At 58.4% G+C, this 20,717-nt stretch carries 20 protein-coding genes; 7 read left to right on the top strand and 13 right to left on the bottom strand.

Translation table 11 applies throughout. From position 1 onward, the window contains the following. Positions 1–128 precede the first annotated feature (128 nt). Both aroC and JAO77_RS08000 read right to left on the bottom strand, forming a co-directional pair. The gene (gene aroC, locus JAO77_RS08005; protein ID WP_198989817.1) at positions 129–1,205 is read right to left on the bottom strand and encodes a chorismate synthase; all 1,077 of its coding nucleotides are present in this window, start codon (positions 1,203–1,205) and stop codon (positions 129–131) included. 127 nt (positions 1,206–1,332) lie between these two features. Further along, positions 1,333–2,832 carry a BatD family protein gene (locus tag JAO77_RS08000; protein ID WP_198989816.1) on the bottom strand — a complete coding sequence of 500 codons (1,500 nt, stop codon included), beginning with the start codon at positions 2,830–2,832 and terminating at the stop codon, positions 1,333–1,335. Positions 2,833–3,293: 461 nt separating this feature from the next. Here JAO77_RS08000 and JAO77_RS07995 point away from each other — a divergent pair, with 461 nt between their 5' ends. The 5 genes from JAO77_RS07995 (at position 3,294) to JAO77_RS07975 (ending at position 7,991) form a co-directional block, all read left to right on the top strand. Beyond that, entirely contained in the window at positions 3,294–4,109 is an 816-nt protein-coding gene (locus JAO77_RS07995) for a ferritin-like domain-containing protein (RefSeq protein ID WP_198989815.1), read from the top strand. A gap of 42 nt (positions 4,110–4,151) precedes the next feature. Continuing rightward, positions 4,152–5,132, top strand: coding sequence for a ferritin-like domain-containing protein (locus tag JAO77_RS07990; protein ID WP_198989814.1), 981 nt, complete (start codon positions 4,152–4,154; stop codon positions 5,130–5,132). A 449-nt stretch (positions 5,133–5,581) separates the two neighbouring features. Continuing rightward, positions 5,582–6,313, top strand: a complete 732-nt coding sequence (locus JAO77_RS07985) for a ferritin-like domain-containing protein (RefSeq protein WP_198989813.1) — start codon at positions 5,582–5,584, stop codon at positions 6,311–6,313. A 47-nt stretch (positions 6,314–6,360) separates the two neighbouring features. Further along, positions 6,361–7,338, top strand: coding sequence for a ferritin-like domain-containing protein (locus JAO77_RS07980; protein ID WP_198989812.1), 978 nt, complete (start codon positions 6,361–6,363; stop codon positions 7,336–7,338). Between the two features lie 452 nt (positions 7,339–7,790). Then, positions 7,791–7,991, top strand: coding sequence for a hypothetical protein (locus JAO77_RS07975; protein ID WP_370549893.1), 201 nt, complete (start codon positions 7,791–7,793; stop codon positions 7,989–7,991). Here JAO77_RS07975 and queG read toward each other — a convergent pair. From queG to JAO77_RS07955, 4 genes are all read right to left on the bottom strand, one after another. Next, positions 7,980–8,936 carry a tRNA epoxyqueuosine(34) reductase QueG gene (queG, locus tag JAO77_RS07970; RefSeq protein WP_198989810.1) on the bottom strand — a complete coding sequence of 319 codons (957 nt, stop codon included), beginning with the start codon at positions 8,934–8,936 and terminating at the stop codon, positions 7,980–7,982. The two genes, JAO77_RS07975 and queG, sit on opposite strands and share 12 nt — an antisense overlap. A gap of 92 nt (positions 8,937–9,028) precedes the next feature. After that, positions 9,029–10,081 (bottom strand): Holliday junction branch migration DNA helicase RuvB, encoded by a 1,053-nt coding sequence (gene ruvB, locus JAO77_RS07965; RefSeq protein ID WP_198989809.1) that lies wholly within the window; start codon positions 10,079–10,081, stop codon positions 9,029–9,031. A 105-nt stretch (positions 10,082–10,186) separates the two neighbouring features. Next, a complete protein-coding gene (locus tag JAO77_RS07960; protein WP_198989808.1) occupies positions 10,187–10,525 on the bottom strand; it encodes an HIRAN domain-containing protein in 339 nt (112 codons plus the stop codon). A gap of 173 nt (positions 10,526–10,698) precedes the next feature. Next, positions 10,699–11,040, bottom strand: a complete 342-nt coding sequence (locus tag JAO77_RS07955; RefSeq protein WP_198989807.1) for a hypothetical protein — start codon at positions 11,038–11,040, stop codon at positions 10,699–10,701. A 148-nt stretch (positions 11,041–11,188) separates the two neighbouring features. Between JAO77_RS07955 and JAO77_RS07950 the strand changes: the two genes are divergently transcribed. Continuing rightward, positions 11,189–11,554 (top strand): hypothetical protein, encoded by a 366-nt coding sequence (locus JAO77_RS07950; protein WP_198989806.1) that lies wholly within the window; start codon positions 11,189–11,191, stop codon positions 11,552–11,554. 38 nt (positions 11,555–11,592) lie between these two features. Here JAO77_RS07950 and JAO77_RS24510 read toward each other — a convergent pair whose 3' ends face one another. From JAO77_RS24510 to JAO77_RS07920, 6 genes are all read right to left on the bottom strand, one after another. Continuing rightward, on the bottom strand, positions 11,593–12,171 hold the full coding sequence (locus JAO77_RS24510; protein WP_198989805.1) for an acyl carrier protein: 579 nt from the start codon (positions 12,169–12,171) through the stop codon (positions 11,593–11,595). A 374-nt stretch (positions 12,172–12,545) separates the two neighbouring features. Then, positions 12,546–13,781 carry an acyl-CoA dehydrogenase family protein gene (locus tag JAO77_RS07940; RefSeq protein WP_235998304.1) on the bottom strand — a complete coding sequence of 412 codons (1,236 nt, stop codon included), beginning with the start codon at positions 13,779–13,781 and terminating at the stop codon, positions 12,546–12,548. 112 nt (positions 13,782–13,893) lie between these two features. After that, positions 13,894–14,715, bottom strand: a complete 822-nt coding sequence (locus tag JAO77_RS07935; RefSeq protein ID WP_198989804.1) for an ATP-binding cassette domain-containing protein — start codon at positions 14,713–14,715, stop codon at positions 13,894–13,896. A gap of 5 nt (positions 14,716–14,720) precedes the next feature. Beyond that, positions 14,721–15,398, bottom strand: coding sequence for a molybdate ABC transporter permease subunit (gene modB / locus JAO77_RS07930; RefSeq protein WP_198989803.1), 678 nt, complete (start codon positions 15,396–15,398; stop codon positions 14,721–14,723). A 152-nt stretch (positions 15,399–15,550) separates the two neighbouring features. Then, the gene (gene modA, locus JAO77_RS07925; protein WP_198989802.1) at positions 15,551–16,318 is read right to left on the bottom strand and encodes a molybdate ABC transporter substrate-binding protein; all 768 of its coding nucleotides are present in this window, start codon (positions 16,316–16,318) and stop codon (positions 15,551–15,553) included. A gap of 238 nt (positions 16,319–16,556) precedes the next feature. Next, positions 16,557–19,049: a TonB-dependent receptor gene (locus JAO77_RS07920; protein ID WP_198989801.1), complete on the bottom strand. Its 2,493-nt coding sequence runs from the start codon at positions 19,047–19,049 to the stop codon at positions 16,557–16,559. A gap of 410 nt (positions 19,050–19,459) precedes the next feature. Here JAO77_RS07920 and JAO77_RS07915 point away from each other — a divergent pair, with 410 nt between their 5' ends. Further along, positions 19,460–19,663 carry a hypothetical protein gene (locus JAO77_RS07915; protein WP_144848410.1) on the top strand — a complete coding sequence of 68 codons (204 nt, stop codon included), beginning with the start codon at positions 19,460–19,462 and terminating at the stop codon, positions 19,661–19,663. A gap of 150 nt (positions 19,664–19,813) precedes the next feature. Here the strand turns inward: JAO77_RS07915 and JAO77_RS07910 are convergent, their stop codons facing one another. Next, positions 19,814–20,716 carry an aldose 1-epimerase family protein gene (locus JAO77_RS07910; protein ID WP_198989800.1) on the bottom strand — a complete coding sequence of 301 codons (903 nt, stop codon included), beginning with the start codon at positions 20,714–20,716 and terminating at the stop codon, positions 19,814–19,816. Position 20,717 lies beyond the last annotated feature (1 nt).

Here is a 20,717-nt window from a genome sequence, read left to right as displayed (position 1 = left end):
ATGCTTGTCATGCTGAGCTTGCGAAGCATCTTATCACGGCTGGAATAGCCTAGCGTGATAAGATGCTTCGCAAGCTCAGCATGACAAGCATTTTTTAACATCAGCCCTTCCTAGGCTAAGGGACAAGCTTATATTTTATTAGCCCGCGCACGCAGCAGAAGGTCGGCCAGCACGAGCTGGGTCATGGCCTCCACAATGGGCACGGCGCGGGGTAGCACGCAGGCGTCGTGGCGACCGCGGCCCACTAGCTCGATGCTTTCGCCTTGGTCGTTGATAGTAGCTTGGCGCTGCAAGAGTGTGGCGACTGGTTTGAAGGCGACGCGGAAATACACGTCTTGGCCGTTGGAAATGCCGCCTTGGCTGCCGCCGCTGTGGTTGGTGCGGGTGCGCACGCGGCCGGTCTCATCGGTGTAAAATTCGTCGTTGTGCACCGAGCCGGGCAGCTTGGTGCCTTCAAAGCCCGAGCCGAACTCGAAGCCCTTCACGGCATTGATGCTGAGCATAGCCTGACCTAGGACGGCCGGCAGCTTATCAAACACAGGCTCACCCAGGCCGGGCGGCACGCCGGTGGCTACGCCGGTTATAACGCCGCCCACGGTGTCGTGTGCGGCTTGCGCCTCACGAATGCGGGCTTCCATACGGGCAGCGGCTTCGGGCTCGGGGCAGCGCACGGCGTTGCTCTCGATGAGGCTCAAATCGAGATTCTCATAGCTCTCAGTTAGCTCAACCTCGCCCACGGCCGATACATACGCCTTGACCTCGACGCCGAAGTGCGCCAGCAGCCGGGCGGCTACGGCGCCGGCGGCTACGCGGGCGGCTGTTTCGCGAGCCGAACTGCGGCCGCCGCCGCGGTAGTCGCGGCGGCCATATTTCACGTCGTAGGTGTAGTCGGCGTGGCTGGGGCGGTAGGCGTGCGCAATGTGTGAATAGTCGCCTGAGCGCTGGTCGGCGTTGGCAATAAAGAGGCTGATGGGCGTGCCCATGGTGTAGCCCTCAAACGTGCCCGACTGCACCTGCACAGTGTCAGCCTCCTTCCGCGGCGTCGTCAAATCCGACTGCCCCGGCCGGCGCCGGTCGAGCGCCGCCTGAATCTCAGCTACGTCGAGTGGCACGCCCGCCGGGCACCCGTCAATAATTACTCCAATGCCCACCCCGTGCGACTCGCCGAAGGTGGTGATGCGAAAAAGCGTTCCGAAAGAATTCATTTTAAGAATGAGCAAGTAATAATGAACAATGAGCAGCTAAGTCCAAGGGCAATGGGCAAGTAACAATGCGAAGTAGCAGACAGTATGGTTGGGCTGCTCACTACCCCTTGTTTATTGCTCATTGCCCTTAGCTACTGCGCCACCAGCCTACGGCCGCCACTACCAGCAGCGCCCCCAGCAGCCAGCCCGCGTAGCGGCGCACATCCTGATACACGTCGAGGGGCTGCAGCTGGCTGTCGGCACGACCTAGGGCCGGGCCGTAGAAAGGGTCTTCGGCCGGGTTGGCGGCGGCGATGGGGCGGGCTACGCCGCGCACCTCGGGCCGGAGTTCGGGGCACAAGGTATCGTAGCGGGAAGTAGTGGGGTCGAAAAACACCAATCGAAACAGGCTATCCAGAGCCAGTACGCCCGGCTGATGCGGCACCAATCGGTAGCGAAAGCTCTTGCGCGGGGTGCCATCGGGCAGCTTTTCCTCTTTGATATCAGGGCCATATACCTCCAGCCGGTCGGTCGAGCGGGGCGTGGGCAGCACCAGTGCCGAGGTATTGCCCGCGCCTTCTACCCCAAACGTGTACACAAATGCCTCACCCGTTCGGAAGCGCACACCGCTCACGCCTTCGTGCAGCGTGTAGTGCCCCACGGGTACGGAGCCAGCGGGCGCCCCGGGCCGCGCGGGCAGCGGGCGCACCGCCACGCGCACGGCCGGGGCCGTGTAGGTTTTATAAAAGGCTAGCTTTTCTTCTTCGCCCGGCTGCGGCTTTTTCAGCAGCTTAAACTTGGTCATCACCAAGGCCAGCGGCGGGAAGCGCAGCTCCTGCGCCGTAAGCGGGTAATAGGTAGTTTCGGCCAGTCGAAAGCGCAGGTACACCGCCCCACCCCGGCGCACAGTATCAGGCACAATAGCGGTTTCGGCAGCGGGTACTTCCCAGGCCGTAGGCTGGCGCAGCTGGCGCACTAGCTCGGGCAGTTGCTCTGTAAAGTTGTAGAAATTGAGCACCGCCTGGTCGGCGGGCTGCAGGTAGAGGTACAGCGCCACCCGCACGCCTTCGCCCACAAACACCTTATTCTGGCTGGCTTCCAGCGCTAATGAGGCATGGTCGGGCGGCTCGTAGAAGTACTTAGGCTTGGGCTTACCTAGGAGCTGGTCGAGCGACCCCACCCCCTGCCCGGCACCCACGGTGGCATCGGTGAGGGGCGCCGTAGCTGGGGCAGCGGCCACGCGCACCCGGCCGCCGGGGCTGTGCAGCACTTGGCCATTCACAGTTAGGTCGAAGGCCGGAATCTGGTACGTGCCCTCGCTGTAAGGAGCGTAGCGCTGGGTTAGCGTGAGCTCGGCCACGCTGCCGCGGCCCGCTACCAGCCGGGTGGCAGTGGTTTTGGTGAGGCCTGCCTTGCGAAAGCCCTCAAGCTCTGGAAACTCTGAGTGGCTGGTGATAGCTGCCCCACGCACCCGCACGCCCAGCGAGTAGGTGGCCGTGAGTGGTATTACGGCGGGCCCGGGCACTAGCTCGACCTCAGTGGCAGGGGCTGGCTGCTGGGCGCGCGCGGGTACCCCACTGCTGCACAGTAGCAACAAGCACAGTAGCCAGCCGAGGCCTTGCGGGCCAAAAAAAGCGCACTTAGTCAAAAGTTTCTACTCACCAGAAGTCCGTAACGGCCGCAAAGTTCGCCGGTCCGGGCGACCGGTACTAACCGGGGCGGCTTTTGAAGCTAAGTTTTTGGCGCGGGCCCTATAGCCTAGCGCTTTGTAGCGGCCGCCAACTGGCCAGCAGTATCGGCAGCAGGAGCCCTCCAAAGCCTACGTATTTCGCTAGGGAAAATACCTATTTTTTGGTTGGCGCACAGGTACTAGCGCGGGTGGCCGCTTCTCGACTACCTCTTCTATAGGCAGCTCTAATGCGCATGCCACAAGTTTTTTAGGCTAGCCGCTTGCGGCTGCGGCAGAGGCAAGAAGCTGTTTTACAAGCCGCTTGCCGAGCATCTTCCCCTAAGGCCCACCGTAGAAATGCCACCGCTCGGTGCAGTAGGCAGCCTTGCTACGCGGGTGGCACGCTCTAGCTCCTCATTCATTTTTTTCCTTTTCTTTTTATGTCCCACAACGTTTCCCCTGGCTCGCAGCCACACGAAACTGGCCTCGACCGGCCACTCTACACGCCCATTAAGCGCCGCTCGTTTTTTATGTATGCCGGGGCTACGGCTGGGGCAACTGCCTTGGTGCTAGCCGGCTGCAAAGATGATGATAATAACGACCCATCCAGAATAGATGTAGGCTCGGGCGATGGCGGCATTCTTAACTACGCCTATGCCCTAGAGCAGCTCGAAGCTGCTTTCTACGCGCAGGTTCGCACTAGCGCTTACTACACGGCGTCGGGCACGCCGGCGGCTATCAAGCAGGTGTTTGATGACCTAGCCCTGCACGAGGCTATTCACCGCGACTTCCTGAGAGGCGCCCTAACGGCCAATAGCATCACGCCGCTCCAGGACCTCAAACCCGACTTCTCAAGCATCGACTTCGCCAGCCTCAACGGCATCCTTACGGCGGCTCGCACTTTCGAAGACACCGGCGTGGCGGCCTATAATGGCGCCGGACGCTACCTCAGTAACAATGCCTTTCTGGCGCTAGCTGGTAAAATTGTGTCGGTAGAAGCGCGCCACGCCGCTCTTATCCGCGACATGATTACCTATAATAGCTTCGTTAGCAGCGATGTGGTGAATACTTTCTCGCCTACCCTGCCCGCCAATGCTACTACCGCCTACACCGGTGCTGGCACGCCCAGCCTCACGCCCGGCAATGGCAACCCGGTAGCCGGTGCCGAGCGCTCGCGCAAGCCGCAGGATGTGCTCAACTCTGTCAACAACTACTTAGCCAGTGGCTCCAAGCTGTCAGCCTCCAGCTTTAGCTAGGCCAGCCTGCTCCCTTTTCTCATTCATTGCATTGCTAGTATCATGAATCTTTTCAAACTAATTTCCGACCTGGAGCAGGCCGACCCCGAGTTCCTGGACCGCATTAACCCCCGTCGCCAGGCGTTTAAGTACCTAGGACATGCAGGTAAGAAAGTGACCGCCGCCGCTGTACCTGCTATCCTAGCTTCGTTCTTCAACCGTGCATACGGCCAGACCGTTACTGACCCGGTGCAGAAGGTACTCACGCTGGCCTTGCAGCTCGAGTACCTAGAGTTCCATTTCTATAACACCGCACTCAATACCTCGGGGCTGATTCCGTCTTCGGAAACGAATGGTATCACGACCATCCGCAACGATGAGGCTGGCCACATTAGCGCCCTGCGCGGGGTGCTAGGTACTAATGCACCATCTTATCTAGTTTCTGACTTCGACTACTCGGGCGGTGGCGGCTCAGGGGTGGGCCCCATGGCTTCGGCCCTCGTACCCAATGGCGCCGGCAATGCTAACGGAGCGCTCTTTTTTGCCGCGGGACAGGCGTTCTCCGACGTAGGCCAGCGGGCATACAAAGGCGGCGCACCTACGCTGAACACCACAGGCACTAAAGATATTCTGGAGGCTGCCCTCAACATTCACTCGGTCGAAGCACGCCACAACTCGCACTTTCGCACCGTGCGCCGCGCCATCGCCGCCAACGCAATAGGCACTGCCACGGCCGCGGCCGTATCGCCCTATGATAACGCGCCCAAAAGCTGGATTAACCTCATTGACAACGGCGGCCCTACCGCACCCAACAATTCTAAGCCGGCCAGCGCGGTTTATGGCGCTGGCAACCCAGCCGGCACTTACCCCGCCGATAGCAACACCTCGCAGGCAGGCATACCCTTGGTGAGTGGTACGTACTCGGCTGAGGCTGTATCAGAGGCCTTCGATGAGCCGCTCGACCCGGGCACGGTGCAGACTATTGCGCTAAATTTCACTTCTGCTGCTGGCAAACTCAAGGGCTTGTTTCAACAAACTTTCTAGTAGTTTGAAACAAGCCAAGCGCTGCAGCATTTTGCTCAAAAAGCACTAGCTTTAAATTAGTTACCTATTACGATTCTTGTATTGAGAGCCGCTTCCTTTATTGGAAGCGGCTCTTTTTTTATGCCCTAGGTACTTGGCAGCAGTTCAAGACTAGTGAAGAATTACCAGAATAATCCTACGCTCCAAAATCCAGCTAGCGTCTAGCTTTCGTAGGTGGTTTACAAGCCCGGCGGTAAGCTACCTATCTCGCTAATTCATCTTAAAAATTAGCATTTCCGCTTAGCCATCACAGGATAAATAGCTGAAAAACAAGCTCAACATTAGGCACGCCAAAAATTGATTTAACCGAAGCGTATCTAAGTATATCCACGTAGCGTACAGGCCTTCATCTTCAGCTTATTTTCTCGCGGGTCGCCAGCCCATTTCATCTTCTCTTTACCCATTTTCCCATGTCCCACAAAACCCTCTCCGGTCCTCAGGCTCCCGAGGCCAATCTAGACCAGCCGCTGTACACGCCCATTAAGCGGCGCTCGTTCTTCATGTATGCTGGTGCTACGGCAGGGGCTACGGCCCTGGTGCTAGCCGGCTGCAAAGACGACAATAACAACATGCCCGGCATGGTGAATGTGGGCACTGGCGACGTAGGCGTTCTGAACTACGCGTATGCATTGGAGCAGCTCGAGGCTGACTTCTACACGCAGGTACGTATGGGCTCTTACTACACTAGCTCCGCAACTGCCGCCGAAAAACAGATTCTGGACGACCTCTACTACCACGAGGTTATTCACCGCGATTTCTTTAAGGCTGCCATTACGGCTGCCGGTGCTACCCCCATCAAGCCTCTGACTACTGTGTACCCTGCTGGCACATTCAGCAGCAAGTCTTCGGTACTGGCTACTGCCAAGGCTTTCGAAGACCTAGGGGTGGCCGCCTATAACGGTGCAGGTCAATATATTACGACGCCGCAGTACTTGTACATTGCTGGCAAGATTGTTTCGATAGAGGCGCGCCACGCCGCTATCATTCGCGACTTGGTTAAGGAAGGCGATTTCGTGGGCAGTGACATTGTCGACATCGCTGGCAATAGCCTTGAAATGTCAAAGGCTCCCTCTGTGGTAGTAGCTACGGCTAACACATTCCTGGCTGATGGCTCGAAGCTCAATGTTTCTGGCCTAGGCTAAGCCGCGCCGAAGTACCCCATTTCTTCCATTCCCATTTTGCTATTGCCATGAATTTTTTTGATATCCTCTCTGAAATAGAGAAAGTTGACCCCGAAGTTTACGGCCGCCTCGATTCGCGCCGCTCTATTTTCAAGCACATGAGCGGCGTGGGCCAAAAGCTGACTGCTGCTGCCCTACCTCTATTTGTGGGCGCAGTTTTCAATAAAGCCTACGCCCAGACGCCTGGTAGCCTGGCTGTGAATGATGTATTGAATTTCGCTCTGCGGTTAGAGTACCTCGAAATGTACTTCTACCAGCAGCGCACAGCGCTAACGGGCCTGAGCTCGGTAAATGCGAGCGCCCTGAGCCTGATTGCTACCGACGAAGCCAACCACGTAAAATTTCTGAGAGGCGTACTAGGCTCGGCAGCTATTAATGACCCAACCGCAGCAGCATTTGACTTCTCTGGTGGCAAAGGCACGGCTACGGGTCCTTTCAGCGACTATCGCACCAACCCTGTTACATACCTAGCTCTAGCGCAGTCGTTTGAGGATACTGGTGTGCGTGCTTATAAAGGCGCAGCTCCTATTTCTTCGGTTATGGCCAACAAAACCGTATTGACGGCGGCTCTCAACATTCACTCGGTAGAGGCGCGCCACGCGTCGCACATCCGGGCTATGCGTCGGGCTGGAGCTAATAACTCTACTCCCTCGCAGGGTGTTGCAGTTTCGCCTTATAGCTCCGCTCCTAAGAGCTGGGTTTCGGGTACCGATGGCGGCGGTGCTGTACCAGGTACTACCAACGCCATTTATGGCGCTGGCAACAGCAGCGGTGCAGGCACTGCAGCCAATGTTACCTACCTGGCTGAGGATAACAACGTGCAAGGTGGTGTAACACTTACTACCAGCACCAGCCCCGCTTTCTCGGGCTTCCCGACTACAGCTTTCTCCGAAGCATTCGATGAAGGCCTAGACGTGAAAACGGTAGCAACCATCGCCAATTTGTTTGTGGTGACTGGCAACAACCTATTCAGCGTTTACCTCTAGTCCAGAGCAACGAATAGCCAATGTTCAAAAGGGCAGCCCTACAAGGCTGCCCTTTTCTTGTGCAATTACCTTAGCAGTAGCCTTGGTAAGGAATGCTCCTTAGAGAGCTGTCCCTTTCACTACTAAGTATCTCTCAGCCGCCAAGACTGAGCTACTATCACGTTTGCGAAAAATTATTGAATCTTAACTGCAAACGATTGCACTATCTCTTTATTAGCACGATGAACTTGGCTTTCCACGGATAACGTTCTGCTTGAAGCAATTGCTTAATATTGTCCATGCCTCAAACAAGAATTTTTTTGAATATATTTGAGTAGCGATTCCCAACTGCTTAAACCTTAAAGCAACCAGAAATATGGCCTAGGACGCTGTTTTTGCGTACAAGGTGGCCGCAGTGCGTTTCTTTTCCTGTTCTCCTATTAACCTCCTCTCCCACCCCCATGCTAGACTACGTGAAAACAATCTTGCTTAAGGTCAGCTTCAGCAAAGTACTGTTTGAAAAAGAGCTGCGTAAAGCGCTCCGCCACGTCTTGCCCGCCGAGCTACCCGACTTCCGTACGTGGTGCTACGAGCAGTTTTCCCGCCTTTACTGGGCGGTTATGAACCGTATTTTTGCCCAGCACATGGCGGCGGGCACTCCCCTAGCTTCCTAGGTCGAGCTGGCTCTGGCCAGTCACAAATTTGATGTTCCGCTTGAAGCCCTCGTAGCCAGTGCGCTTGAGGGCCGATTGCCGAAACAATGCCTGAAATACTTCGTGGGTAATGTCTTGCCAGTCGCTGGCCGACAGCGTTTTAAAGTCTGGATGCGGCTGAAATTGCGGCTCCTGTGTGGGTTTGGCGAAGCGATTCCAGGGGCACACATCCTGGCAGATGTCGCAGCCGAATACCCAGTTGCCAAAATGCCCCGCCACGTCTTGCGGAATGAGTTGGTCCTTAAGCTCGATGGTGAAGTAGCTAATGCACTTGCTACCATCGACTACATAGGGCTCGGTGATGGCCTGCGTGGGGCAGGCGTCTAGGCACTTGGTACACGTGCCGCAGTAGTCGCGGATAGCCCCGTCGTACTCCAGCTCTACGTCTACTATCAGCTCGGCGATGAAATAGAACGAGCCCGCACCGGGCGTAATGAGGTTGCTATTCTTGCCGACCCACCCTAGGCCGCTTTTCTTCGCCCACGCCTTATCGAGCACCGGCGCCGAATCGACAAAGCAGCGCCCGCCTATCTCCCCTATGTTGGCTTGCATATCGGCCAGCAGCGTCTTAAGCTTGTCCTTGATGACAAAATGATAGTCGCGCCCGTAAGCATACTTACTGATTTTCAGAGTATCATCGGGCTGCTGGTCCTCGGCGGGCGGATAGTAGTTGAGTAGCAGCGAAATAACGGACTTGGCCCCGTCTACGAGCAGGCGCGGGTCGAGGCGCTTGTCGAAGTGGTTTTCCATATAGCCCATTTTGCCATTCATGCCTCGCTTGAGCCAGTTTTCGAGCCTAGGCGCCTCTTCCTCCAGAAACTCAGCCTTGGAGATACCGCAGGCCATAAACCCGAGCTCCGCAGCGCGGCGCTTAATGTAGGGAGTCCATTCGGCGTGCAATAGCATTAGAAAGCGGGCAATTGAACCTCAAAGAAACGAAGAACGCGCCGCTGGGGGCGGCGCGTTCCGTTGAATGCAGTCTTCGAGCAACAGCTACCCTAGGAGGTAATCTCGCTAAACAGGTCGCCATTGTTGCCGCGCAAGTGCTGGGGCAGCAGGCGCCCTAGGTGCTGGTAAGCGGCCTCGGTAGCTTCGCGGCCGCGCGCCGTGCGCTTGATATAGCCCTCCTGAATGAGGAAGGGCTCGTACACTTCCTCAATAGTTTCGCCTTCCTCGCCCACTGCCGTGGCGATGGTGCTGATACCCACTGGGCCACCCTTAAACTTGTCGATAATGGTGGTAAGAATACGCTTGTCCATATCGTCGAGGCCACGGGCGTCCACATCGAGGGCACCTAGGGCAAACTGGGCGATGTCCTGCGTAATGGTACCGGTGCCTTTAATCTGGGCAAAGTCGCGGGTGCGGCGCAGCAGGTTGTTGGCAATACGGGGCGTACCGCGCGAGCGGCGGGCAATCTCGTAGGCCGCATCTTCGTGGATGGGCGTGTGCAGAATGTCGGCCGAGCGCTGCACGATAGTGGTCAGCAGCTTCGAATCGTAGTACTCGAGGCGGGCCGAGATACCGAAGCGCGCACGCAGTGGTGCCGTGAGCATACCCGAACGCGTGGTGGCCCCGATGAGGGTGAAGGGCGACAGCGAAATCTGCACCGAGCGGGCGTTGGGGCCCGAGTCGAGCATAATGTCGATGCGGTAGTCTTCCATCGCCGAGTAGAGGTACTCTTCCACCACGGGGTTGAGGCGGTGAATCTCGTCGATGAAAAGTACGTCGTGCGGCTCTAGGTTGGTGAGCAGGCCGGCGAGGTCGCTGGGCTTGTCGAGCACCGGGCCGCTGGTCATTTTGATACCCGCGCCCAGCTCGTTGGCGATGATGTGCGAGAGCGTGGTTTTGCCCAGGCCGGGGGGGCCGTGCAGCAGCACATGGTCGAGGGCATCGCCGCGCTGCTTGGCGGCGGCCACGAATACCTTCAGGTTTTCCAGAATCTTATCCTGGCCCGTGAAGTCATCGAAACTCAGCGGGCGCAGGGCCTTGTCGATGTCCTTGTCGGTGGCATCGAAACTTTCGTTGCTACCGGTGAGATAGGCTTCGCGCATAGTTGGTAGTGATTGATTACTCGTTGTCAGTTGGCCGTTGGGAGTGGGCTATTGGCTAACCAAATTAGTTAGCAAAAAGCTCCCTAGGTGGCCGCAAAAACAACCTTATTCGCGCGGCAGCAATACTTCGATTTCGAGGTGCAACCAGTCGTCTTCCCAGGCTTTGTGCGCCAGGCGGGCTACTAGCGGGTAGCCGGCATCGAGCAGGCGCGCCACGGTTTCGTTGCGAGTTTCGGGCAGGTAGCCGAGCCAGTAGCTGCTTTTGTCGCCAGCCTCGCCCGAGTGGACTTTCACTGCCCAGTCGTCGTACTTGCTATCGGCCTCGCGCTCTAGGCGCAGGGCCTGGCCCACCTTGAGCTTCTTTTCTTGCGCGGGCAGTTCGGGGCGGTGGGAAGTGCCCGCAACGAGGCATTCCAGCAAAACGAGGGGAGAAGAATCAGCCATAGAGTGAGAAAGAATAAGCGGCGCTGACTCCTTTCGCAAACAGCCAGCAGCCCAGGCACGGGCTAAAAGTAAGGCTATATAAGGGATTAGCCCTTGGCTGCTGGCTGTTGGCTTTTCGTTTGGAAGAAGCTAACAGCTAACAGCCAAGGGCTAATAGCTTATCATACAAGAGGCTAGTCTTTCAGGTCGCCGCCTTCTACGTTGCGTTGGTCGAGGCGGTCGGGGGCTTTGTTGCTGTTTTGCTCGGTGTCGTGGCCGCGCTGGCTGGCACCTTGGCCGCTGCTCCCGATGTGGGCGGCTACGCCATCGCTGGTTTGGTCATCGGCTTGCACGTTGGGGTCAAAGTTGCCGTCGCCCGAGCGGGTGCGCAGACGGTGAGCTAGGTCGGGGTCGGGCCCACCTTGGCGCATGTCATCGCCTTGCTCGCGGTAGGCTTCTTTATCGTGCTCGCGGCGCTCCTGGCGGCGGGTTTCGGCATTTTCGTGAGGCTGGTATTCTTCGTTTTCGGTAGCCATAGCTAGGAGGTTCTAAGGGTGAGATATGGGGGCTATACGGCAGGCAGCGGCGGGGCGTTGGGGTAGGTCACTCGACGGTAGCCTAGGTTGGCCACTCCATGCGCTTTTACGTTAATGGCTTATCCTACCCATCTTTCATTCTTTCCTCATGAAAAAGCTTCTGCTTCTCGCTGCCATTGGGTTGACTGCTGTTGGTTCATGGGCTTTTTACCCGGAGGCAGCCGCGCCTACCGGCTACCTGATGGTAGTGGGCAGCGGCCGACCCGGCACCACCTCGTCGGTACCCGAAATCACAACTATTCAGCCCGATGGCACGCGCCAGGTGCAGCGGCTGCCCGATATTAAAATCGGCACCGAGCGCAACAGCACCGCGGCGGCCGTAGAGCTGCATCGCGCTGAACTACTAAAAATCAACACCCTAACGGCGCAAGGCTGGCGCGTAGCACACGTAACGCAAAGCACTGTGGGCGTAGGCGCTACTACCGAAACAGTGTACTTGCTGGAGCGGCCCTAGGTGGCTCGGTCAGCTTCATAAGTCGTAGCCTGCCCCCATTAATCCATTCCTAGGTCGTTGGTAAAGCTGCTTTGCCGTTGTATCTCTTCGACAGGCACCCCAGATTGGTCGCTGGTAAGTCCGATAACAGCTTGCTCTACCTCATATTGGCTGGCGAGAGGCGGTACCAATAGCTTTTCATAATTGAATGCTACTGTCCAATCGATTAATTCAGCCACCGTTTGCGTATACCAATGCGGCACGCGGGGCAGGGTCTGACCGGTCAGCCGCTCCCACAACGAAGGAGAAACTGGTGCCGCTTGTAACCGAGACAGCGGCGGAAGAATTAAGCTATGACGCTCCCGCAAGGCGTATCGGTAGGTTTTAAGGGCCGGGGCATCGGGCAGCACCTGGCGCAACGGCGTGGCTTCAGCGCTGCCAGGCGGCAGTTCACTTAGTAATTGCTCAGCCACCGTCGCTCGCACTGCCGACTGCCGCTGCCCGGCCACACCTAGCTGCTGGCTAAACCAAGTTGCCGCATCGCCGACTGTGTAGATACCTTCGGACACGGCATCCGGTATTTCCAGGTTGAAATACCGCTCGAAAGACATAATGAGTTCTACGGTGTCCAGACCCACTTTAATGTTGCATTAATGCCAACCGTACCCGCAATAACGGCATTGCTTAGCCTTAGCAGTGCGGGCTAAGCGGTGGCAGCGAGGGCAGTTGTTGAGTAGTGCCTCACCACCGTGCTCATTATATATCCACTGGGCTAGCCGCTGCCGAAATGCAGCATCCCCATCGCTCAGAAGGGACAAAGCTTCGTCGCTATCCGTTAACCAACCGGCCCGAAGCATTAGCGCCTTTTTTTTGGCGCGTAATTCTCCACTGGCATCGGCGTCTAGCTTCTGATTGTGCAATAAGTGTCTCAAAGCCAAAGCTTCCAGTTTTGGCAGAAACTTATGATGCTCTCGAATAAGATATTCTACTAACTCCGGCTCCACACCAAGCCTTACTTAAATGCTTGAATACCGGTAATATCCGCTCCAGTGATGAGCAAGTGAATGTCGTGCGTGCCCTCATAGGTCACTACCGATTCTAAGTTCATCATGTGGCGCATGATGGGGTACTCGCCCGTGATGCCCATGCCGCCGTGAATCTGGCGAGCCTCGCGGGCTACGTGCAGGGCCATGTCTACCGAGTTGCGCTTGGCCATGGAGATTTGGGCGCTCGTGGCTTTGCCTTCGTTTTTGAGGACACCTAGGCGCCAGGCCAGAAGCTGGGCCTTGGTGATTTCGGTAATCATCTCGGCCAGCTTCTTTTGCTGCAGCTGGTAGCTGGCGATGGGCTTGCCAAACTGCTCGCGCTGGAGCGAGTATTTCAGAGCCGACTCGTAGCAGTCGATGGCCGCGCCGATGGCTCCCCAGGCAATGCCGAAGCGGGCCGAATCGAGGCAGCTGAGCGGGCCGCGCAAGCCTTCCACATTGGGCAGAATATTCTCCCTAGGTATGCGCACGTTGTCGAACACTAGCTCGCCGGTGATGCTGGCGCGCAGGCTCCATTTGTTGTGGATTTCGGGGGTAGTGAAGCCTTCCATGCCGCGCTCCACAATGACGCCTTTGATACGGCCCTGCTCATTTTTGGCCCACACTACGGCCACCTGGCACTCGGGCGAGTTCGATATCCAGAGCTTGGCGCCGTTCAGGATAAAATCGTCGCCGTCGGCTTTGATATTAGTGGTCATACCACCGGGGTTCGAGCCGTGGTCGGGCTCGGTGAGGCCGAAGCAGCCGAGCCACTCGCCGCTGGCCAGCTTGGGCAAGTACTTGCGGCGCTGCTCTTCCGAGCCGTACTGGTAGATGGGAAACATTACCAATGAGCCCTGCACTGAGGCCGTGGAGCGCATGCCCGAGTCGCCGCGCTCAATCTCCTGCATGATGAGGCCGTAGCTGATGTAGTCGAGCCCGCCGCCCCCATATTCCTCCGGGATGGTCGGGCCGAACGCGCCCACCTCACCAAACTTGCGCACGATTTCAGAAGGGAAATGTGCCTGCTGCGCCCACTGCTCGATATTAGGCGAAATCTCTTTTTTGACGAAATCGCGGATGCTTTGGCGCACCAAAATGTGCTCTTCGGTAAGCAGGCCGTCGAGGTCAAAATAGTCGGTGAAGCCATTGGCGTTGGTGCTGCCTTTTTGGGCAGTGTGGGCTTTGGCTTCAGGCGAGAGGACGTCGGCAATAGAGGACATGGGCGGGGCGGGTTAGGGTTGAGGCAAATGTAGCGCGGAGGTTGTAGTCGGCGCTCGTCCCAAAACCGCAGTTAGGTAGTAGTAGTGCCCGCAACTACGCTACAAACGCGAACTACAGCACCCGCGCAACTTCGACCGTCAGGGCTACCTCCTGCCCTACCCCAGCCGTGCCACTCACTTCTAGCTCGGCGCCACCGGGTAGCCGCACCAGCAGTCGCCCGCCAGGCAACACGGCCAGCACTTTCCCAACTACCGTGGCGGGCGCCGCCAGGGCTGTGGGCGGCCCCACGGAGCGTACCTGCCCTAGGTCGAGCTCGACCACGCGGGTGGCAAGGCGGGCTATTTCGGCAGGGTCGTGGCTGATGAGTACAGTCGTGAGTTGGTACTGCCGGTGCACTTCCCCTAGGGCCTGCTGCAAGCGCAGGCGCGTAGGCAGGTCGAGGGCTGACAACGGCTCGTCGAGCAGCAGCAGGCGTGGGCGGCGGGCCAGGGCGCGGGCCAGCGCCACGCGCTGCTGCTGCCCGCCCGACAGGGCGGCCGGCCGGCGCGCAGCTAGTTCGGTGAGTTCTAGCAGCTCCAGTAATTCGTCAACTCTCTGTTTCGCACCGGCTTGGCCGTCAGCCGCGAAGGCCAGGTTTTCGCGCACTGTCATATTCGGAAACAGTGCATAGTCTTGGAACACAACCCCTAGGGGGCGGCGTTGCGGCGGCAGCCACTGGCGGCTGGCATGGTCGTACCACAGTTGGCCTCCAACGCGCAAAAAGCCGCTGTCGGGCCGGGTGAGGCCGGCCAGCATCCGTAGCAGCGTGGTTTTGCCGGCGCCCGAGGGTCCGCTCAGGGCCAGTAGTTCGCCGGGCATCAGCGAGAGGGCCACGTCGAGGGTGCGCGGGCCGGCGGCGGTGTGCAGCGCTTTGGTGAGGCGAAACTCAATCACGGGGCCTAGGAGAGGTGAGCAGCGTCTTTCTTGGAAAACCAGTACAGCCCCACTAAAATGGCGAAAGCCACAGCCAGCAGCGTGCCCGCGTAGGCGTTGGCTTGGTCATATTGCAGGCTTTGCACCTCGTCGTAAATGGCAATGGACGCCACCCGCGTGCGGCCGGGCAGGTTACCGCCTATCATCAGCACCACCCCAAACTCGCCTAAGGTGTGCGCGAAGGTGAGCACGGCCCCATTGAGCAGGGCGGGCTTCATATTGGGCAGCAGCACCCGCCACAGCGTGGTGCCGCGCGACTTGCCCAGCGTGTACGCTGCCTCGGTGAGTGAGCGCGGCAGTTGCTGAAACCCCGCCTGCAATGGCTGCACCATAAACGGTAAGCTGTACACCAGCGACCCCACCAGAATACCCGGAAACGAGAAATTCAAACTCAGCCCCAGCTTCTCAATCAAGAAGCGACCTAGGGCCGTGCTGTCGCTAAACGCTAGCAGCAGGTAAAACCCAATGACGGTGGGCGGCAGCACCAGCGGCAAACTCACCACCGCCTCGGCCAGCGGGCGCAGGCGGCTGCGGCTATGCGCCAGCGCGTAGGCCAGCGGCAGCCCCAGCAGCAGCAGTAGCGCAGTGGTGCAGGAGGCCAGGGCGAGCGTCAAGCGCAGAGTTTGCCAGTAGTCGGGAGGCACTTTGTTTGATTATGAGCTTAAGTTATGAGTCATTTATACTCATTCTGTCATGCTGAGCTTGCGAAGCATCTTCTTACGCTAGCACAAGCCGTTCGCACCTAACAAGATGCTTTCTGCATTAGCATGACAGGTGGGTCTTAGTTAGCTGTTTTTTATAACCCAAAGCCATATTTCTTCAGCGCCTGCCGCGCTGTGGGGCTGGCCATGAAGGCGGCAAACGTGGCGGCGGCGGCATTGCCACTGGCGCGTTTCAGCACCACGAAGCTTTGCTGCAAGGGCGTGTGGGCCGTAGTCGGAATAAGGTAAAAGTTACCCGCCCGGCGCAGCACAGGGCTAAGGGCTAGTGAATAGGCGATGATGCCCGCATCGGCGGCACCAGTAGCAGCGTACTGAGCCGTTTGGCCAATGTTTTCGCCCAGCACTAGCCTAGGTTTTACCTGGTCGTAGAGTTTGTAGTGCCGCAGGGTTTCCTCGGCTTTCTTACCATAGGGGGCATGGGCGGGGTTGGCAATAGCTACGCGCTTCACTTGAGGGTCGAGCAGCGTAGTCATCCCCTTTGCACTAGGGTCGAGCTTGGCGCTCCACAGCACCAGGCGACCTAGGGCATATAGCTGCGGCGCGCCAGCCGTGAGGCCCGCCTGCTGCAAGCGACGCGGATAATAGCTATCGGCCGAGAAAAACAAGTCGAACGGGGCGCCGTGGCTGAGTTGCTCGTAAAACTTGCCCGACGAGCCGTAGACCACCGTGGCCCGCGCCTGCGGATGCTGACGGTTATAAATCGTGACCAGCGAATCGAGCACATACTTTAAATCGGCAGCGGCGGCAATGGTGATGGGCGCCGCTTTGGTTGGCGCTGACTGCGCCGTGGCGGGCCGAGTGGCACCTAGGGCAATTAAGAATACTAGAAAGAAACGAACCATAGAAACGGGAAGGCAGCGGTAGCCAGGAGCTACCGCTATATACTCAAAGATACAACCCTACCCCGCCCTAGGTTTCGCTCAGCAGTAAGCCCAGACGCGAAGACCCCACCCCCAGCCCCTCCCCTCCGGGAGAGGGGAGCCGACCGCGAGCAAACGTCCTTGAACGTTAGGCAGTCTTCTGGCTCCCCTCTCCCGGAGGGGAGGGGCCGGGGGTGGGGTCTTACGTCAAAGCCCGTTCTTAAAACCGCAAATTCACAGAAGCCAGGAAGTTGCGCGTGGCCTGTGGAAAGTACCAGTTGAAAGTCTCTTGGCGGCCGCTGGCGCCTACGTAGCCGTAGGTGTAGCCATTGGACACGTACTCGCGGTTGAGCAAATTGTTAACGAGCAGCGCCAACTCTATTTCCTTCATAAACGACGGGTGTAGGGTGTAGCGCACCCGAAAGTCGAGCACCTGGTAGGCAGCGATGCTGCGGTTCTCATCGGCCGAATTGTCGAGGTACTGGCGGCTCACGGTTTTGTAGAGCAGCGCCAAGCGTAGGCCTTTCAGCGGCTGGCCCTCTAGGGTGTGGGCCGACACAGCCGACGGCGAATACGAGATGGTAGTGGTGCGGCCTTCAGCCGAAACTACGGGGTTGTAGTCGGCATCGTACGTAATATCGCGGTAGTCCTGAATGCGGTTTTGGCTGAGGGTGAGCGTGCTGCTGAGGCTGATTTTATCATTGGCCGACACAAAGCCTGTGAGCTCGACGCCGCGGCGGTAGCTGCGGGCCACGTTGGTACGCAGAGCGGTACCCACATTATTGAGCTGGCCAGTGTTCACGAGCTGGTTGCGGTAGGTCATGTAGAAGCCGTTAGCCTCGACGCGTGCGGCCGTGTTCGGACCTAGGAAGCTGAGGTCGGCGCGGGTGAAGCGGTAGCCGCCTTCCCAGTCGTTGAGGCGCTCGGCCTGGGCGGGCGCGTAGCCCGGCTGGCGGTCGGTAAAGTCGGCGCGCACCGGCTCGCGCTGGCCCACCGCAAAGCTGGCGTAGAGCTGCTGCCCGTGCCCCAGCGAGGCCGTGAGGCCGGCCTTGGGGTTGAAGAACGTGTAATTGGCGCGGGTCGTCACGTCAGCTTGGTCGTCCTCTACGCCATCTATTTTGTAGATGATGCGGCGCACTTGGGCATCGCCGTACACGCCCAGCCAAGGCAGCACCTGCCAGGTGGCGCGGACGTAGGCGTTGAAGTCGGTTTTGCGGGCCGTGTTGAAGTAGTAGCGCTGATTGATAAAGCTATTCGAAGCATACTGCGCCCAAATCACCTCGCCGTAGTGGTCGTTGTCAAAGCGGTTCCAGCCGCCACCTAGGGTAGCTTGGAAGGCGCTATTACCCTTAGGCTGATAATTCAGGGCGAAGGTGCCGCCGTAGAAATAGTTATCGAGCCACTTGCGGTCGATGAGATTGGTGCGCGTGAGCGTGTCGCCGCCGACAATGACATTTTGCAGGCCGTAGTCGGTGAAGCGGCGGCGGGCGCGGTAGCTTTCGTAGTAGCCAAAGCCCCGCGTGAGGTGCAGGGCGGCGCCTAGGTTCCAGTCTGAGCCCAGGCCCTGCGAGAGGTGCAGCTGGTAGTGGTTTTGCTGGTAGTTGTCGGTCTGGTTGTCGTAGGTGTAGTAGCTATAGCGGCGGCCTTGCTGGCGCACGCGCTCGGCATCGGCGGTGCTCAGCTCACCGTTGTCTACGTAGGTTTGGAGCAGCGCTTGGTTGCCGGTAATGGCCGGCTCGGGCACGCCATTCCAGGCCTGATAAGTCTTTTCGCGGCCCGAGAAGGTGATGAACTTGAGCAGCGTATTCTTATTCTGATAGCCGGCCGAGAAGTAATACGACTTCAAATCCGATGCTGCCCGGTTCATGTACCCATCGCTGCTAATGCGCGACAAGCGGCCATCAAACGTGAAGTGCTTGCCCACCAGCCCAGTACCAAACGACACGTTGTTCTTCCAGGTGTTGAAGGAGCCAAACGAGTTTTGCGTTTCGCCGTAGGCCTCGCGGCGCACGTCGAGGGTCGAGATGTTGAGGCTGGCGCCGAAGGCCGCGCTGCCGTTCTGGCTCGTGCCCACGCCGCGCTGCACCTGAATGCTGTTGATAGACGAGGCCAGGTCGGGTAAATTCACCAAAAACGAGCCGTGGCTTTCGGGGTCGTTCAGCGGCACGCCGTTCACAGTGGTGTTGATACCCGTGCTGCTCGTGCCCCGGATGCGGATATCGGTGTAGCCCACGCCCCCACCGGCGTCGGAAGTCACGACCACCGAGGGCGTTTGGTCGAGCAGGTAGGGCAAGTCCTGGCCGAAGTTGCGCTTGTTGAGGTCCTGCTTGCTGAGGTTGGTGTACACGGTGGCGGTGCGGTCGCTGGCCCGCGAGGCCGTCACGAGGGCCTCGCCCGTGAGCACACCGCCCGGTACAAGCTGCGCGCTGAGCTGCTGCGCATCGGCGCGGCCTTGCACCGCCCGCACCAGCGGCTCGTACCCTAGGAAGGTGATGCGCAGCTCATGCGCCCCGGCCGGTACAGATGCTAGGCTAAAAGCCCCAGCTGGATTGGTGGTGCCGATGGCCGCACCATCGAGCAAAATGGTGGCGCCGGGCAGCGCCTCGCCCGTGCGGGCATCGGTGATGGTTCCCGACACGGGGCCTTGGGCCCAGGCGGGTGCCGAAGCCAACCCTAGGAGGGCAGCACCGGCCAGTAGTACAGTTTTAGGCAACTTAAACTAAGAATAGCAACACGTACCCGCGCCCCAGGGGTCGGCACACAGGCAAAAACGTTCGCGGATTGTTCTTTCCCGACGCCGGCATTACCCGGTTCCGGTTCAATGGGTGTAATCTCAGCCGCCGGGCTTATTCCCAGCTAGCACCCCTAAACACGGCGCAAAGGTACGTCCCCCTGACTTAGACCCGAAATTTTTAATCTGCGACGGCCCTAATGTCCGGCTTTCCGCTTTTTCGTTTGCTGAGCATCAGTTAATTTAGCCTACGGCTAGGGGGCGGCGCAACGCGGGCCGGCGCGTTTACGTTGCCTAATCCGGCTCCGCTCGTTTCTGGTCTCTGGTTCCCACCGCCTGTCGGCCCTTTTCTACCGTCCTGCCTTATGCATCAGCTACTCTTCGCTTTAGTTATGCTTGCAGTATTTACCTTGTTTATGGTAATACCGCGGCGGCGGCGGGTGCCGCCTCCCCCACCCCCTTCCGATGGCGATGATGGCGGCGGCGAGCCCCACGACCCCGGCCTGCCCGACCTCGACCTGCCGCCTGGTATCTCGCGCCCCATCAACGATTGGGAACCCGACTACAACCGCCGGCGTCGCCCAGTAGATGTGTAGGGCTTAGTTAGGCTTCGATTCAAATAAGATTGTCATGCTGAACGCCAGTGAAGCACCTCGCTCGCATCGTTGGAGTACTATCCTAACGACCCGAGCGAGATGCTTCACTGGCGTTCAGCATGACGGTCAGTATGCCTAAGCAGACCTCACCTACCCAACTTCTATCGTGTATCTGCAATCAAACATTTGGCTCGGGGCCAGGGTCATAATCCCTTCTTTGTCGCGCAACTCCTGCGGCGGGCCCACGGGGCTGGCCACGCCCTGCCAGGGCTCGATACACACGAAGTTGGCGCCGGGTCCTTTGGTCCACAGCCCTAGGTAGGGAAAACCATCAAACTGCATCCGCACGAAGTTGGAAAACTTATTAGACCGGAGTGCAATCCAACTGAAATCATTGCTTTTGAACACAAGAGCATCATCAGCGAATAAGTCATAAGTCAGAGGCAATGCTTCTCCGTCATCGGTCAACTCGTTGTTAGCTAGCGGTACAGGTTGCGTTTCACCAGTTCGCAAGCCCCCTTTTAGCAAATGACGCTCAAAAGGTTGCGGTGGATTACCTATTTCAAAAAAGTAGTCGGCAAACTGCCCGCCTTCGGTCCCTAGGGGGCAATTGAAAGCCGGGTGCGCCCCGATGCTGAATAGCAAGTCTTGGTCGGCTGCAGCGGGATTGCGCACGTGCCAGCCTACCGTGAGCACCGAGCCGCGCAGCGTATAGCTCACGCGCAGCTCAAACTCAAATGGGTATACCTGCTGGGTAACCGCGCTGTGCATCAGCTGAAAAACTAGGTTATCGGCCTCCTCATGAATGAGTTGAAACTCTTGGTCGCGGGCAAAGCCGTGCTGTGAAAGCTTATATGCCTGGCCATTATGCAAATAAGTATCTTCGGGCAGCTTGCCCACAATAGGAAACAGCAGCGGCGCGTGGCGCGCCCACTGCGCGGGGTCGGCAGGCCACACATACTCAAGACCAGTAGCGAGGTTTACGAAGCTGGTAAGCTCGGCGCCGTGCGCGGCAATCTGCACGCGGGCAGTAGCAGAGGTGAGAGTAAGCATT

This window comes from Hymenobacter sp. BT559 (genome assembly GCF_016427535.1).
Lineage (GTDB): Bacteria > Bacteroidota > Bacteroidia > Cytophagales > Hymenobacteraceae > Hymenobacter.
This window is presented reverse-complemented; position numbering and strand designations above follow the sequence as displayed.

What these genes read in the sequence shown, in the direction of transcription:
- JAO77_RS07990 (WP_198989814.1), top strand. Translation starts at nt 4,152, where the DNA reads ATGAATCTTTTCAAACTAATTTCCGACCTGGAGCAGGCCGACCCCGAG.
- aroC (WP_198989817.1), bottom strand. Translation starts at nt 1,205, where the DNA reads ATGAATTCTTTCGGAACGCTTTTTCGCATCACCACCTTCGGCGAGTCG.
- JAO77_RS07940 (WP_235998304.1), bottom strand. Translation starts at nt 13,781, where the DNA reads ATGTCCTCTATTGCCGACGTCCTCTCGCCTGAAGCCAAAGCCCACACT.
- JAO77_RS07995 (WP_198989815.1), top strand. Translation starts at nt 3,294, where the DNA reads ATGTCCCACAACGTTTCCCCTGGCTCGCAGCCACACGAAACTGGCCTC.
- JAO77_RS07910 (WP_198989800.1), bottom strand. Translation starts at nt 20,716, where the DNA reads ATGCTTACTCTCACCTCTGCTACTGCCCGCGTGCAGATTGCCGCGCAC.
- JAO77_RS07960 (WP_198989808.1), bottom strand. Translation starts at nt 10,525, where the DNA reads ATGGCTGATTCTTCTCCCCTCGTTTTGCTGGAATGCCTCGTTGCGGGC.
- queG (WP_198989810.1), bottom strand. Translation starts at nt 8,936, where the DNA reads ATGCTATTGCACGCCGAATGGACTCCCTACATTAAGCGCCGCGCTGCG.
- JAO77_RS07980 (WP_198989812.1), top strand. Translation starts at nt 6,361, where the DNA reads ATGAATTTTTTTGATATCCTCTCTGAAATAGAGAAAGTTGACCCCGAA.
- modA (WP_198989802.1), bottom strand. Translation starts at nt 16,318, where the DNA reads ATGGTTCGTTTCTTTCTAGTATTCTTAATTGCCCTAGGTGCCACTCGG.
- JAO77_RS07955 (WP_198989807.1), bottom strand. Translation starts at nt 11,040, where the DNA reads ATGGCTACCGAAAACGAAGAATACCAGCCTCACGAAAATGCCGAAACC.
- ruvB (WP_198989809.1), bottom strand. Translation starts at nt 10,081, where the DNA reads ATGCGCGAAGCCTATCTCACCGGTAGCAACGAAAGTTTCGATGCCACC.
- JAO77_RS07985 (WP_198989813.1), top strand. Translation starts at nt 5,582, where the DNA reads ATGTCCCACAAAACCCTCTCCGGTCCTCAGGCTCCCGAGGCCAATCTA.
- JAO77_RS07915 (WP_144848410.1), top strand. Translation starts at nt 19,460, where the DNA reads ATGCTTGCAGTATTTACCTTGTTTATGGTAATACCGCGGCGGCGGCGG.
- JAO77_RS07950 (WP_198989806.1), top strand. Translation starts at nt 11,189, where the DNA reads ATGAAAAAGCTTCTGCTTCTCGCTGCCATTGGGTTGACTGCTGTTGGT.